14 protein-coding genes are annotated in these 14,290 nt (G+C 43.0%); 8 read left to right on the top strand and 6 right to left on the bottom strand.

Features of this window, described 5'->3' with window-relative positions; all coding sequences use genetic code 11:
* Positions 1 to 49: 49 nt before the first annotated feature.
* The 6 genes from FVA72_RS17300 to FVA72_RS17275 all read right to left on the bottom strand — a co-directional run bounded on the left by FVA72_RS17300 (position 50) and on the right by FVA72_RS17275 (position 4,614).
* The gene (locus tag FVA72_RS17300; RefSeq protein WP_004257979.1) at positions 50 to 826 is read right to left on the bottom strand and encodes an IclR family transcriptional regulator; all 777 of its coding nucleotides are present in this window, start codon (positions 824 to 826) and stop codon (positions 50 to 52) included.
* A 33-nt stretch (positions 827 to 859) separates the two neighbouring features.
* Positions 860 to 1,615: an SDR family oxidoreductase gene (locus FVA72_RS17295; RefSeq protein ID WP_110591239.1), complete on the bottom strand. Its 756-nt coding sequence runs from the start codon at positions 1,613 to 1,615 to the stop codon at positions 860 to 862.
* Positions 1,608 to 2,648 carry an aromatic ring-hydroxylating oxygenase subunit alpha gene (locus FVA72_RS17290; RefSeq protein WP_036958013.1) on the bottom strand — a complete coding sequence of 347 codons (1,041 nt, stop codon included), beginning with the start codon at positions 2,646 to 2,648 and terminating at the stop codon, positions 1,608 to 1,610. The genes FVA72_RS17295 and FVA72_RS17290 overlap by 8 nt, the downstream gene beginning before the upstream one ends.
* Positions 2,649 to 2,705: 57 nt before the next feature.
* A complete protein-coding gene (locus tag FVA72_RS17285) occupies positions 2,706 to 3,014 on the bottom strand; it encodes a recombinase-like helix-turn-helix domain-containing protein (RefSeq protein WP_004257971.1) in 309 nt (102 codons plus the stop codon).
* Between the two features lie 2 nt (positions 3,015 to 3,016).
* Complete coding sequence (gene nirD, locus FVA72_RS17280) at positions 3,017 to 3,331, bottom strand: nitrite reductase small subunit NirD (protein ID WP_036958011.1); 315 nt, start codon at positions 3,329 to 3,331, stop codon at positions 3,017 to 3,019.
* A 353-nt stretch (positions 3,332 to 3,684) separates the two neighbouring features.
* Positions 3,685 to 4,614 (bottom strand): MBL fold metallo-hydrolase, encoded by a 930-nt coding sequence (locus tag FVA72_RS17275; protein ID WP_110591240.1) that lies wholly within the window; start codon positions 4,612 to 4,614, stop codon positions 3,685 to 3,687.
* 482 nt (positions 4,615 to 5,096) lie between these two features.
* Here FVA72_RS17275 and hypF point away from each other — a divergent pair, with 482 nt between their 5' ends.
* The 8 genes from hypF (at position 5,097) to hypA (ending at position 14,272) form a co-directional block, all read left to right on the top strand.
* The gene (gene hypF / locus FVA72_RS17270; protein ID WP_137019282.1) at positions 5,097 to 7,373 is read left to right on the top strand and encodes a carbamoyltransferase HypF; all 2,277 of its coding nucleotides are present in this window, start codon (positions 5,097 to 5,099) and stop codon (positions 7,371 to 7,373) included.
* A gap of 608 nt (positions 7,374 to 7,981) precedes the next feature.
* Positions 7,982 to 9,100 carry a hydrogenase 2 small subunit gene (gene hybO, locus FVA72_RS17265; protein WP_004257951.1) on the top strand — a complete coding sequence of 373 codons (1,119 nt, stop codon included), beginning with the start codon at positions 7,982 to 7,984 and terminating at the stop codon, positions 9,098 to 9,100.
* Between the two features lie 2 nt (positions 9,101 to 9,102).
* A complete protein-coding gene (gene hybA / locus FVA72_RS17260) occupies positions 9,103 to 10,089 on the top strand; it encodes a hydrogenase 2 operon protein HybA (protein ID WP_004257949.1) in 987 nt (328 codons plus the stop codon).
* Positions 10,073 to 11,260, top strand: a complete 1,188-nt coding sequence (hybB, locus tag FVA72_RS17255) for a Ni/Fe-hydrogenase cytochrome b subunit (RefSeq protein WP_004257947.1) — start codon at positions 10,073 to 10,075, stop codon at positions 11,258 to 11,260. Before hybA ends, hybB begins: the two co-directional genes overlap by 17 nt.
* A complete protein-coding gene (gene hybC / locus FVA72_RS17250; protein WP_004257943.1) occupies positions 11,257 to 12,960 on the top strand; it encodes a hydrogenase 2 large subunit in 1,704 nt (567 codons plus the stop codon). Before hybB ends, hybC begins: the two co-directional genes overlap by 4 nt.
* Entirely contained in the window at positions 12,960 to 13,457 is a 498-nt protein-coding gene (locus tag FVA72_RS17245) for a HyaD/HybD family hydrogenase maturation endopeptidase (protein WP_072503048.1), read from the top strand. Before hybC ends, FVA72_RS17245 begins: the two co-directional genes overlap by 1 nt.
* Complete coding sequence (hybE, locus tag FVA72_RS17240; protein ID WP_004257937.1) at positions 13,447 to 13,938, top strand: hydrogenase-2 assembly chaperone; 492 nt, start codon at positions 13,447 to 13,449, stop codon at positions 13,936 to 13,938. The genes FVA72_RS17245 and hybE overlap by 11 nt, the downstream gene beginning before the upstream one ends.
* Positions 13,931 to 14,272, top strand: a complete 342-nt coding sequence (gene hypA, locus FVA72_RS17235; protein WP_072503049.1) for a hydrogenase maturation nickel metallochaperone HypA — start codon at positions 13,931 to 13,933, stop codon at positions 14,270 to 14,272. Before hybE ends, hypA begins: the two co-directional genes overlap by 8 nt.
* The last annotated feature ends 18 nt before the right edge of the window (positions 14,273 to 14,290 follow it).

Below are 14,290 nucleotides of genomic sequence, written 5' to 3'. Positions count from 1 at the left end.
AGGCTTATGGCAATAAACCTAAAAATGTGTGGATGATATTTGGTTAACGCTAAACGGCTTTTGCTTGGCTCATACCACCAATAAATTCAGTGAGTTTTTGGGCTGCATAGCTCACTTCATTTTGTAATCGCCGGCACTCTTGTGCAGGGATGCTACTCATTGGCACCATGATGCTAATTACCGCTTCTACGCCATTCGTTTGGTTATAAACAGGGTAAACAATGGATGAAATCCCCCGACGGTAAAATGATTCACCAATCACATAGCCTCGCAGTTTGTCAGCTTGGATCATTTGCCAAAATTCCTGCTTACAGCCTGCGTTATCGGGGAGTTCATCATCAGGGTAAAGCGCATCAAATTCAGCGCGAGTTAACCCGCTGAGTAGCATTCGGCCCAGTGAGGTTCGGTGCGCTGATAAACGCGTGCCTACGCTAACATGGTTAATTTTTGATTCTGCGCCACTGACTCTGGCGATATAAATAATGTCCCGACCATCTCGGATAACCAAGTGGCTGTTACATTGGCTTCGGTCTCTAAGTTGCTCAATAATGGGCTGGCCTAACTGGGTTAAATCGAGTGATGCAATATAGCCAAGACCAAGGCTGAGTACTTTGCGGCCTAATGAAAATGCCCCAGTACGTGGATGTTGGACGAGGAAATCCAAGTGCACTAAGGTTTGGATCGCACGGTAAGCCGTTGCTTTGGGCATATCGACTAAGCGGAGGATCTCTGCAAATGTCAATTCGCGATGCTGTTGAGCGAGTAACAGAAGAAGCTGTAGCCCTTTTTCCAAACCGGGTACTAGATATTTACACGTTGAATTCATGGTCCTCACCTCTTTACCGACTGAATGGCGAAATTAGTTAAAAATAAAACCACCATTAACTGGGATTAGCTGGCCTGTGACAAAATCGGCCATGGGCGAAAGCAAATACAAAGCGGTTCCCGTAACGTCTTCGGGCATCTGCTCTCCTTGTAATGCTCTGCCATTTTCATATAGCTGGTGGCGCTCAGCGGGAACGTATTCGGTCGCTTCGACTTTAGTGAGCCCTGGCGCAATTGCGTTGACGCAAATACGGTGAACACCGAGTTCACGTGCCATTGAGCGTGTCATACTGATGATAGCCCCTTTACTGGCGACATAAGCCATTAGCTTGGGGGCTCCCCAAAGTGCGGTATCAGAGGCAATATTGATAATTTTGCCGCGGGGACTCTGCTTTAAAAAGGGGAGAGCGGCTTTGGTGACTAGCCACGTTCCTCTGACGTTCACTGTCATGACCTTATCCCATAGCGCCAAGTCATATTCGTCGAGCAGCTTCCCACCCACTCCGGTTGCCAGAGCCGCATTGTTAATCAGCCCATCAATTGCGCCTTGTTGACCAATACTGTTGAATGCATGAGTGATTGAGTCAGGATCCGCTAAGTCGAGAGAAACACCTTGGGCTTCAAACCCTTGTTGTTGTAAGGACTCGACACTTTCTTGTAATCGTTGTTCTAGGATGTCACACAAGATAACTTGAGCACCTTGTTCTGCGGCGGCTTGTGCGAAACTCAAGCCAAGTCCTCTCGCAGCTCCTGTGATTACAATGCGTTTTCCTGTCAAGATATCATGCATTTTCAGTTTCCTTATTGTTGATTAAGTCAAACTGCTTCTTCGCTTCGCGTTGCATAATGCGGCGTAGGCGGGATAAACCCACATCGTGCTGATAAAGAAATTCTTTATCGCGTGCATTTGGTGTGAGGTTTTCTAAAATAATGCGATCTTGTTCTAAAACATCCCAATGCAGTCCTTCTAGGCGGTTGCGGTACATAAAGCGCCATAAATCACGTTGCCAGTCTTTCACTTTGCGAATACGCCAAAAGAAAACACGAGTATGGTGACGGTCTTCAGGTACGACCATGCCGATAATCCAAAAGTGCCCACCAGGGCCGAAGCGTTTTTGATATGGGATAGATAAACGCAGCCAATTTGCACCCGTACTCGCGAATTCCACCCAGTCAAAGTTGACACCTATTTGGTCATTTTTACGGAAAATAAAGCCATTTTTTGTTGCTTCTAGGATCATTTCTGATTGTTTGTCACCTTCTGCCATTGAGTGTGATGATGAATGGAGATAGGTGCCATGCATTGGGTCCATCACGTTTTCGAGTGCATATTGGTAATTGCACTTCCACGATGCGGTACAGAGGAAATTGCTGTGGTTTTCGTCATCAGCTAATTCTTCAGGGAATTCAAGGGCAGGAGGTGTTTCACCATCAATTACCGCAAAATAGAGAAAGATAGCACCATGAACTTCTTGAACGGGATAGGTTTTTAAACATTTTTGGCCTTCAAGAGGGCATTGACTGACCGCTGGAACATCTTTAACGACGCCATCTCCACCGACTTCGACACCGTGATACCAGCAGGCAATGCGTTCACCTAAGTTCCAACCCATTGATAAACGGGCACCACGGTGAGGGCATCTATCTTCTAAAGCATGAATTTGGCCTTTATCATCACGCCAAAGCACGATTTGTTCTTCTAAGCGAGTAATACCGATAGGGTTACTACTGACTTCCCAACTGGATAAAACGGGGTACCATTGCCCACGTAATCCGACATCCAAATAATCTTGGTAGTTTTGAAGTTGTGTATTTGTCATCATCATTTGCTTCCGTTTATCAAAGGTGTTTTTGTTTTCTTTTCTTAGTATGACAATGTGCTAGTAACCATTGACGAGAAGAAATTCGCGGAAACTGCTTGTGGACCAAGGTTGCCCTTGTCTGTCATATAATTGCTGTTGATTTAAGGCACTAACTAATTCTTCAAGTGATTCAGTGCCTGCAGCGAATAGCGTTTCCAGTGCAAAAATGAGCTTGTTTTCATACTCATCAGGCATACGTGAACGTGTTTGCCAAACGATATTCGGTGCACTTCCTGGCGCTTGAATACTGCCTTTACCGCCTTCTCGTGCTGGGATAATTTGATTATTTGCTGGTAAATACGGATTAATATTTTGAATGGGTTCCATTTCTACTCCTCAATCAAACTGATTTCGATTCGGTTGTTGTGAATGCGTGTCTGGTAGGTTTTGAGATCTCGCCCACCAGGTTCGCGTAAACATTTACCCGTTTTAATATCGAAAACGGCTTCATGTAATGGGCATTCCACTTTGCCATCTTCAACAAAACCTTGGCTTAACAGGGCATAGGCATGTGGGCAAACATCTTCTAAGGCATAATATTGGTCTTCAACTAAGAAGATCCCAATTTCGGCATCATCAACTTTGGCTGAAAAAGGAAATTCTTCTTGAACTTGTGAGACATCGCAGACAGCAATCCAGCTCATGGTTTTCTCCTTTTGAATGTGTTGTAACATTTTGTTTCATATGCGAAACATTGTTTTTTATTTAAAACCAGATTAATTGTATGGGTGATTATTAGTCAATCAAATGTTGGATAAATGTAAAATATTCGTTTCAAAATGTGGGGTGTGTCGAGGTTATGATGGAGTTTGGTTTCATATGAGAAACTTTCGATAGGTTTATTCAAATAGGACTACTCGTTTATGGTGTTTGGGAAGGAAGTCATGGAGAAATGTGAAAAATAATCTATAGAATAATAAGCTCAATATATAAATTAATATCAATAGGATATTGCATATAAGCTCTTAATATCCTATTGATGGTATATTCAAATAAATTATTTCACCTCAAAGCGTTGCAAGTCTTTACTGACCGTCACAGGGCCTGAGTATTGTTTTCTGACTTCATTAATCCACACGTCATCAGTAATCGATGGGTCATCCGCGGGGACTAAGTGGGTTAGGACAAGGTGTTTTACATTAGCTTGCTTGGCTATTTTTCCGACATCTTCTGCTGTTGTATGGTGAGAAATAATCGCTTTTGCCAGCGTTGAACCGTTGCCGATACGGTTGGCTAAATTTTCCACACCAGAGACTAAGACGACTTCACTAATTAAGTAATCAGCATCTTTAGCAAATTCAATAATTTGGCTATTATCAATCATATCACCAGTAATAACGATAGTTTTTCCGCCAGATTGTATTTTATAAGCGAGAGCTTCGTCTGAGTTAAAAGGTGGGTGTGGAACAAATAAGGCACTAATTTCGACATCATCATTTTTGAGTACAGGGCCTTCTTGAATATCTTTTGCTGTAACTATTTGGCGCAAATCAGGTTTACCTTCATCTTTAACGCGTAAATCAATATCGCGACTAAAAGTATCCCAAACACCTTTTGTCATACTTTCCGTTCCAACAGGGCCATAAACAGCGATATTATGATTTAAACCACTGTTCCATGCATTTAACAGTAGGGCTGGGTAATCGGCAACATGATCACTGTGGAGGTGGGTAATAAAGATAGAATCAAGATTTTTTAATGGGGCTTTTGATTGAACTAATCGCAAACTTGCTCCGTATCCCGCATCAAATAAGTATATTTTATCGTTCTTGATAAATGCCGTCGATTGCGGCAAGCGTTTTTCATTTAATAATGAAGGACCGCCTTTTGTTCCAAGCGTAATAATTTCATCTGCACTAGTAAGATGGCTAACACCAAATAGCGCAGCACCGATAGAAAGAGAAACGAAGAGTTGTTTTAGTTTCAAAATATCACCTCTTTATATTATTAATAGATTGAGTTTTATGAATAATATTTATTCATTTCAGGGTATTGGTATATTGTTAACATATGAATAACTCTACGTTTATGTGTGGTGGGATACTATCGTTCTTATGGACTAGGTGAATGATTTAGAAGATTATTTATGTTAATTAATAGAGAATAGTTCTGAAAATAATTATTCAATTTAACTATAATTCTAATATTATTTAATAGAGAAAGTTATATTGTTTGCTCATCCTATTTAAATTGGATTTTAAATTTATATTTAACTTTGTTTAGGGTTATTAATGAATAAATAATAGGCTCTATTTTTAAATGGAATCATTATTGTATTACTAAATAATTGGTTCGATTTTTGAAAAATGAGTCTGCCAATTGTATTTCCACAACTTTTCTTGATCTCAAGTGAAGTTTTTTTTATGTTTTAGCGCGAAAATACCCTCACAATGCTAAGGGGATATCTCAGTGAAAAGTGGTATACAGTTACGCATCAAAGGGAAAGTGCAAGGTGTGGGGTTTCGCCCCTATATTTGGCAGTTAGCCCACCAATGCAAATTATTAGGTGATGTTTGTAATGATGGTGAAGGGGTGCTAGTGCGTTTATGTATTGGTTCGGATCTCACTGAATTTACTCAGTTATTGTACCAACATTGTCCGCCATTAGCCCATATAGAAAGTATTGAACCGCAACCTTTTCAATGGGATAAATTACCCGACACCTTTACTATTCGCCGTAGTGGTGAAGGTAAAATGGACACGCAAGTAATTCCAGATGCTGCCACTTGTGATGCGTGCCAACAAGAGCTTTTTGCCCTATCAAATCGGCGTTTTCATTACCCGTTTACAAACTGTACGCATTGCGGCCCCCGTTTCACTATTATTCGTCATATGCCTTATGATAGACCCAATACCGCAATGGCCGATTTTCCTTTGTGTCCTAATTGCTTAGAGGAATATCAATCCCCCGCAGATAGACGATTTCATGCGCAACCTAATGCGTGCGCGGTGTGTGGCCCTGAAATTAAATTGTGCGACCCATCAGGAAAAACGATTGCAAATAAAGAGAACGCATTAGTCTTGGCAGCTCAGCAGTTATTGGCAGGTAAAATTGTTGCCATTAAGGGGATTGGGGGGTTTCACCTTGCTTGCGATGCGAGTAATGATCAGGCGGTAGAAGCTTTGCGCGTACGTAAATGCCGACCAACTAAGCCACTTGCGGTAATGGTTCCATCACTGAATTGGTTAGAGTTGCACAATATGCCGCTTAGTGATGGCCTATGTGCATTATTAAAAAGCCCTGCCGCACCGATTGTGTTGATTAAAAATTGGAAAAATCATGTATTAAGCCAATATATTGCGCCAAAGCTAGCGGAAATAGGTGTTATGTTACCTTCTAATCCGTTGCAACACCTATTGATGGTACAAGTTAATTGCCCATTAGTGATGACATCAGGAAATGTATCAGGAAAGCCCCCTGTATTGAGTGAGCAAGCTGCTCTGGCTGATTTAACGGATATTGCTGATTTTTTCCTCACTCATAACCGCGATATTGTCCAACGTGCAGATGACTCACTGGTGCGTTATCATGATGGGCAAGCGGAAATGCTCCGTCGTGCGCGGGGCTATGTCCCTGATTCGATTGATTTACCTAAAGGGTTTGAAAATTCCCCACCAATACTGGCTTTAGGGGCTGATCTTAAAAATACCTTTTGTTTATTGCGAGACAAAAGTGCAGTAATGAGCCAACACCTAGGCGACCTTGATGACATGGATATTTTTGAACAATACCAGTCTGCGATTGCATTATTTGAATCTATTTATCGTTTTACGCCAACCGCTATAGTTTCTGATATGCATCCTAATTATGTGAGTACGCGCTATGGCGAGGCGTTATCACAGCAATTACGAATCCCATTGATAAAAGTGCAGCATCATCATGCGCATATCGCAGCGGTAATGGTTGAGCATGGTTTACCACTAAATGGAAGTAAAGTCATTGGGTTAGCTTTGGATGGTTTGGGGTATGGTGATGACCACCGGCTATGGGGAGGTGAATGCTTACTAGTGGATTATAAATCCAGTCAATACCTAGGAGGCTTGCCCCCAGTTGCACTGCCGGGAGGGGAATTAGCTTCTCGGCAGCCATGGCGTAATTTCCTTGCGCATTGTTTACAATTTGTCCCCCAGTGGCAAAAGCAAGAGAGCGTTGCTTATTTAATGTCATTTCCTTGGCAAGGCTTACAAAAGGCGATTGATAAAGGAATTAATAGCCCAACGGCTTCATCTACTGGGCGGCTTTTTGATGCGGTTGCTGCGGCGTTAGGTATTTGTACGGCACAAACTAGTTGGGAAGGGGAGGCCGCTTGCCAACTGGAAGCGATTGCAATGAAATCTCCCGTGAGCGTACATCCGGTCACTATGCCGTTAGTTGGTCAACAATTAGATTTACATACATTTTGGCAGCAATGGATGGCGTACTGTGCGCCTAAACCACAACGCGCACATGCATTTCATGTAGCGTTAGCGGAAGGTTTTGCTGAGCTAGCAAGGAAATCAGCGAACCAATATGGTACTAAGAAAATTATTTTGTCAGGTGGTGTGATTCATAACCAACTATTGCGAGAACTATTAATGAATAATCTATCTGAGTTCGATGTGTTATATGCAAAACAATTTCCTATGGGAGATGGTGGGCTATCATTGGGGCAAGTCGCTATCGCTTCTGCGATGTTGAAAAATTAATCTATTACTGATGGGCAGTATTATATTTATAGGATTGTATATCTACCTATTTTTCAGATTTTCATTTTAATAGATTATATTGTCTTTTTGATATTGATTCTTATTTGACATATTTGTTTTTATATTAATAGTTGGATTGTTATTAATACACCTATTCTGCTTAATTAATTATATTACGACAATGAATCTAAATATCATAATGAAAAATAAATAGTTTTTTATTTTAAATGATGTGATGTATAACGCAGTATTGAAAATCAAATCTATTTTTTTATATTTTTCCTCTTGTTTTAACACAGGTTACTGAATCGATTTTTCTAGCAAATATATAAAAAAAATAAAATTTCTTATTGCCTATTGATGAAGATCAAATGATTTAGGAGCGGTAGGAATAGGATCTTATTTTATATTTATGCATCAGGTTACTTAAATAAGAATTTATTTCATTAGAGTTGGTTTTGTTGGCTTCTTAAATAGATAAATACAAACAGAAAGCGTATGCATCATTTGTGTATAGGGCCTTGTGGTATTTATAACCTTAAGATAATAAACAAAAATTTCCTTCTAATGAATAGGTTTTAAGCCACCCATAATAATAGGAAAAAAGAATGATAGGAGATAACTCTATTATTTCTTCGCATGGCATTAACCGCCGTGATTTTATGAAGTTATGTACAGCATTAGCAGCGACAATGGGATTAAGCGGGAAGGCTGCTGCCCAAATAGCTGAATCTATTAGTGACCCAGCTCGACCTCCTGTCATTTGGATTGGTGCCCAAGAGTGTACGGGGTGTACGGAATCTTTGCTGTGTTCAACCCATCCAACTTTGGAAAATTTAATTCTCGATACTATTTCATTGGAATACCACGAGGTGTTGTCTGCCGCCTTTGGTGAGCAAGTTGAGCAAAATAAACATGATGCAATTGAAAAGTACAAAGGAAAATATGTTTTAGTCGTCGATGGTTCTATCCCACTAAAAGATAACGGTATTTATTGCATGGTGGCGGGGAAACCGATTGTTGAGCATATTCGTGAAGTGGCTGAACACGCCGCGGCCGTGATTGCGATTGGTTCTTGTGCTTCGTGGGGCGGTGTTGCTGCGGCAGGAGATAACCCAACAGGAGCCGTGGGTTTAGATCAAGTCATTAAAGATAAAACCGTTATCAATATTCCAGGTTGCCCGCCTAATCCACATAACTTCCTTGCGACGGTCGCGCACTTAATTACGTTTAATCGTCCACCAAAACTGGATAGCAAAAATCGCCCAATGTTCGCGTACGGTCGATTAATTCATGAACACTGCGAACGTCGCCCTCATTTTGATGCGGGCCGCTTCGCAAAAGAGTTCGGTGATGATGGTCATCGTGAAGGTTGGTGTTTATACCATTTAGGCTGTAAGGGGCCTGAAACTTACGGGAACTGCTCCACATTGCAATTCTGTGATGTCGGTGGCGTCTGGCCTGTGGCGATTGGTCACCCTTGTTATGGCTGTAATGAGGAAAATGTCGGCTTTCACAAAGCGATACATCAGTTGGCGAGCGTGGAAAACCCAACACCACGGGTGGATAAACCGGATGTCAATAATCGCGAAGGTGGCCAAATTTCATCTACAGCTGTGGGGTTAATTGGTGGTGTTGTCGGGTTAGTGGCTGGAGTTAGCGTGATGGCAGTACGTGAATTAGGTCGTCAAAAACGCCAACAAGATACTGACTCACGGGGAGAATAACCGTGAATAGACGAAATTTTCTTAAACTCTCCGCAGGGGGAGCATTACTTGCGGGAAGTTCACCCAGCTTGGCGGGGCCTGAAAACCGCCCGCCAATTCCTAATTCTTTAGGGATGCTATATGACTCGACCCTGTGTATTGGGTGTCAGGCGTGCGTGACAAAATGCCAAGATATTAACCACCCAGAACGTAACCCGGTCGGGGAACAAACTTGGTCAAATAATGACAAACTCACCCCTTATACCAACAATATTATTCAGGTTTGGAGCAGTGGAACAGGCGTTCATAAAGACCAAGAAAAAGATGGCTATGCCTACATTAAAAAGCAGTGTATGCACTGTGTTGACCCTAATTGCGTGTCGGTTTGCCCTGTTCAAGCGCTGAAAAAAGACCCAAAAACCGGCATTGTTCATTACGATGCCAGCGTATGTACTGGCTGCCGCTATTGCATGGTGGCGTGTCCCTTTAATATTCCGAAATATGCTTACGATGACAAATTTGGTGCGATTCATAAATGCGAGTTATGCAACCAAAAAGGTGTCGAACGTTTAGACAAGGGTGGCTTGCCCGGTTGTGTCGAAGTTTGCCCAACGGGAGCGGTAATTTTCGGGACGCGGGAAGAATTGCTCGCGGAAGCCAAAAAACGCTTAACACTCAAAGTGGGGGATGAGTACGGTTACCCAAGACAAACCTTACATAGCAATGACCCGAATGTGATTAAAGTGCCGAAATATGAGGCTCATGTTTATGGAGAACTTGAAGGCGGTGGTACACAAGTCATTGTTCTTTCAGGTGTGCCCTATCAAAATCTTGGGTTGCCTGAATTGGAGCAGTTGTCTACTGGGGCTCGTTCTGAATATGTCCAGCACACCCTTTATAAAGGGATGGTATTGCCGCTCGCGGCGTTGGCAGGGTTGAGTTTCTTGGTGTATCGCAATACCAAGAATGATAAACACGAAGGAGACGACTCAAATGACGACGCATCATAAAGAGCAGCCGTTAGGCGGGCGTTTAGTCAGTTGGCCAATTATGGTATTTGGGCCATTAGTGCTGATTTGTGTCATCTTGATTGTTAAACGTTTGGTCTTCGGCTTAGGCTCAGTTTCTGACCTAAATGGTGGCTATCCTTGGGGGATCTGGATTGCTTTTGACTTACTAATTGGTACCGGTTTTGCTTGTGGCGGTTGGGCGCTGGCTTGGGCGGTGTATGTATTTAACCGCGGTGAATATCACCCGTTAGTGCGCCCTGCGTTATTAGCCAGTTTGTTCGGTTACTCCCTCGGTGGTTTATCCATTACCATTGACGTAGGTCGTTACTGGAACTTGCCTTACTTTTACATCCCCGGTTTCTTTAACACCAATTCGGTGCTATTTGAAACGGCAGTGTGTATGACGATTTATATTGGTGTGATGGCACTGGAATTTGCTCCTGCACTGTGTGAACGTTTTGGTTGGAAGGTTTCATTAAAACGCTTAAATAAAGTGATGTTTTTTATCATTGCGCTAGGGGCGTTATTGCCGATGATGCACCAGTCATCAATGGGGTCATTGATGATTTCAGCAGGATATAAAGTCCATCCTATTTGGCAAAGCTATGAAATGCTACCACTACTCTCATTGTTGACCGCATTTATTATGGGCTTTTCTATCGTCATTTTTGAAGGGTCATTACTTCAAGCCGCATTACGTGGGCAGGGTGCTGATGAACGACCACTGTTTGTTCGTATCACTCGGATCTTGCAGGTACTGTTAGTGCTGTTTTTGGTCTGTCGTTTTGGTGAGCTGATTTATCGAGATAAGTTGCACCATATCTTCAACACCGATTTCTACGCCATGATGTTTTGGATAGAAACCGCATTAATGGTTTTCCCATTGGTTATTTTCCGCATGCCATCACTGAGGAATGATTCACGGTGGTTATATGCAAGCGGTTTAAGCATGTTGATTGGCGCTGCCATGTGGCGGATGAGCTATTCCCTCGTTGCATTCAACCCAGGGGGCGGATACGACTACTTCCCAACAACAGAAGAACTTTTAATTTCAATAGGTTTCGTGGCAATAGAGGTATGCGCTTATATCTTATTGATCCGCTTATTACCTGTTATTCCAGCATTGAAAAAAACAACGATGAGCCATTCAGAGGCCCGAGGTAAAGCATGAGCCAACGTATAACAATAGACCCAGTCACTCGTATCGAAGGTCACTTACGCATTGATTGTGAAATTGAAGATGGAAAAGTCACCAAGGCTTGGGCTTCAGGCACGATGTGGCGTGGTATGGAAGAGATAGTCAAAGGAAAAGACCCTCGTGATGCATGGATGATCATGCAGCGTATTTGTGGGGTTTGTACTACAGTGCACGGTATTGTGTCGGTACGCACGATTGAGAGCGCCTTAAATATTGATGTGCCAGTGAATGCGCAGTATATCCGTAATATGATTTTAGCCGCGCATACTATTCAAGACCATATTGTCCATTTTTATCAATTATCGGCGTTAGATTGGGTGGATATCACCTCTGCGCTGAATGCAGACCCAAATAAAGCGGCAGAAATTTTGAGAGGCGTTTCGACGTGGCCACTGAATAGCCCAGAAGAGTTCACGCGAGTTCAAGATAAAATTAAAAAACTGGTTGCCAGTGGGCAATTGGGTATTTTTGCTAATGGATATTGGGGGCACCCAGCGATGAAACTATCGCCTGAGGTGAACTTAATTGCTGTAGCTCATTACTTACAAGCCCTCGAATGTCAGCGTGATGCTAACCGTATTGTGGCATTATTAGGAGGTAAAACGCCGCATATTCAAAACCTTGCTGTTGGTGGTGTCGCAAACCCTATCAACCTTGATGGTGTTGGGGTTCTGAACCTTGAACGCTTGATGTATGTAAAATCCTTTATTGACCGTTTAGGGGATTTTATCGAGCAAGTGTATAAGATTGACGCAGCGGTGATTGCAGCAGGCTACCCTGAATGGCTCGAAGTCGGTCAAGGTGCGAAACATTACATGTGTATGCCTGAAATGCCAATGGACGGTAAAAATGGGAATTTTCTATTACCTGGCGGGTATCTAGAGAACAGTGACTTTAGTACTTATCGCCCCATTACTAGCCATACAGATGAGTATTTGATCAACGGTATCAAAGAAAGTAGCAAACATGCATGGTACAAAGAAAATGAGCCACAAGCACCGTGGGAAGGCACCACGAACCCGGATTACACCGGCTGGGATGATGACGGTAAATATTCATGGGTAAAAGCACCAACTTTCTATGATAAAACCGTTGAGGTCGGGCCGCTCGCTGATTTGTTGTGTAAATTAGCGGCAAAACATGAACCGACAGAAAAACACTTTAATGATGTGGTAAACCTGTATCAAACACTGACAGGTAACAATATTAGTGTGGACCAACTGCATTCCACATTGGGGCGGATTATCGGACGTAGTGTTCGTTGTTGTGTACTGAATGAAACCTTGTCAATTCAATGGCAAGCGCTGGTGGACAACATCGCAAAAGGGGATCACACCACCTTTGTAAAACCCGTATTCCCAGAAAATGCCACCATTAAAGGTGTCGGTTTTGGTGAAGTACCTCGAGGTTTATTATCTCACTGGGTCGTGATCAAAGACGGTAAAATTGAAAATTACCAAGCGGTAGTGCCTTCTACTTGGAATTCAGGCCCACGTAATTTCAATGATGAGCCAGGCCCTTATGAGCAAGCATTGGTAGGAACTCCTGTCGCTGACCCATCTAAACCCCTTGAAGTGGTGCGGACCATTCACTCATTTGACCCTTGTATGTCTTGTGCAGTGCACATTGTTGACCCTGAAGGTGGCGAAGTCACTAAGGTTAAGGTGCTGTAATGCGTATTTTAGTCTTAGGTGTTGGCAATATACTGTTGAGCGATGAAGGGATTGGGGTACGCATCGTTGAGGCTTTAGAACAGCGCTATCACCTACCTGAATGCGTAGAAGTGCTTGATGGTGGAACTGCTGGAATGGAGTTAATTGGCCCAATGGCAGATAGAGACCATTTGATCATTGCCGATGTTGTGTTATCGAGCCAGAAGGCTGGCTCGATTTTAGTCTTGCGTGATGACGAAGTCCCTGCGCTGTTTACACGTAAAATTTCCCCACATCAACTCGGTTTATCAGATGTGCTATCCGCTTTGCATTTAACCGATGAATTCCCACAGCGGCTAACATTAGTTGGCGTTGTACCTGAATCCCTCGAACCGCATATCGGTTTGACGGCAACAGGGCAGGCCGCTTTAGAGCCAGCTTTACAAAAGGTTATTGAGGTTTTGCGAAGCGAAGGCTTGGAAATCATAGCGAAAGAAGAGAGTTTGCATGCCGGATGACATATTAGGTTATGAAACTAACCCTCGGCCTCAGGTTGAGGCCGCATTTACGCGCGTTGCTGAACAATCGATGCATGATTTGTCATTTTTGCATCCAACGATGCCTGTGCACGCCAGTGAGTTTGCCCTGTTTGAAGGGCAATGGGTGGGTGCGGTGATTACGCCATGGATGCTCAGCGCGATTATTCTACCGGGGCCTGAGCAATATTGGCCTCGCCGCGTGGTCGGTGACAAGGTTGGGTTAATCCTCCCCTATGGTGAAATGACTTATACCGTAGGTGAATTAGACGGCTTAACTCAATATTTTGCTTGCTCATTAATGTCGCCATTAGAAAAAAAAATGACACCAGAACAAGGTATTCACCTAACGGATGATTGCCAGCGAATATTGTTATCGCTCCCAGTTAGTGACCCGAATATTCCTCAAGCACCTGAACGTAGAGCATTGTTTGCCCGCCACTTAAGGGGGCAGGATGCATGAGGTTTCGTTATGCCAAAGTACGATAGAAATTATTGAACAGCAGGCGAAAAAAAATGCAGTTAACCGAGTCACCGGTGTTTGGCTTGAAATCGGCGCACTCTCTTGTGTTGAAGAGAGTGCGTTTCGCTTCAGTTTTGATGTCGTTTGCCGTGGTACGGTTGCAGAAGGCTGCCAGCTCCACATTATTTACCAGCCCGCACAAGCATGGTGTTGGGATTGCAGTGAAATAGTGGAAATAGACAGCCACCAATCGGTTTGTCCATGCTGTCAGGGGGTGAACCTGAAAGTGGAAAGTGGGGATAGTCTGCGCATCAAAGAGTTGGAAGTGGAGTAGCTTTTTGAGCTGAGCTTG

The sequence above is a fragment of the Providencia sp. PROV061 genome (genome assembly GCF_011045655.1).
Taxonomy (GTDB): Bacteria; Pseudomonadota; Gammaproteobacteria; order Enterobacterales; family Enterobacteriaceae; genus Providencia; species Providencia hangzhouensis.
Note: the sequence above shows the minus strand (reverse complement) of the source record. Positions and strands in the feature narration are given on the sequence as shown.

Bases quoted from the DNA above. Each gene is read 5' to 3' on its own strand.
- FVA72_RS17285 (WP_004257971.1), bottom strand. From the start codon at position 3,014: ATGGAACCCATTCAAAATATTAATCCGTATTTACCAGCAAATAATCAA.
- FVA72_RS17245 (WP_072503048.1), top strand. From the start codon at position 12,960: ATGCGTATTTTAGTCTTAGGTGTTGGCAATATACTGTTGAGCGATGAA.
- nirD (WP_036958011.1), bottom strand. From the start codon at position 3,331: ATGAGCTGGATTGCTGTCTGCGATGTCTCACAAGTTCAAGAAGAATTT.
- hybB (WP_004257947.1), top strand. From the start codon at position 10,073: ATGACGACGCATCATAAAGAGCAGCCGTTAGGCGGGCGTTTAGTCAGT.
- hypA (WP_072503049.1), top strand. From the start codon at position 13,931: ATGCATGAGGTTTCGTTATGCCAAAGTACGATAGAAATTATTGAACAG.
- FVA72_RS17295 (WP_110591239.1), bottom strand. From the start codon at position 1,615: ATGCATGATATCTTGACAGGAAAACGCATTGTAATCACAGGAGCTGCG.
- FVA72_RS17300 (WP_004257979.1), bottom strand. From the start codon at position 826: ATGAATTCAACGTGTAAATATCTAGTACCCGGTTTGGAAAAAGGGCTA.
- hybO (WP_004257951.1), top strand. From the start codon at position 7,982: ATGATAGGAGATAACTCTATTATTTCTTCGCATGGCATTAACCGCCGT.
- FVA72_RS17290 (WP_036958013.1), bottom strand. From the start codon at position 2,648: ATGATGACAAATACACAACTTCAAAACTACCAAGATTATTTGGATGTC.
- hybE (WP_004257937.1), top strand. From the start codon at position 13,447: ATGCCGGATGACATATTAGGTTATGAAACTAACCCTCGGCCTCAGGTT.
- hybC (WP_004257943.1), top strand. From the start codon at position 11,257: ATGAGCCAACGTATAACAATAGACCCAGTCACTCGTATCGAAGGTCAC.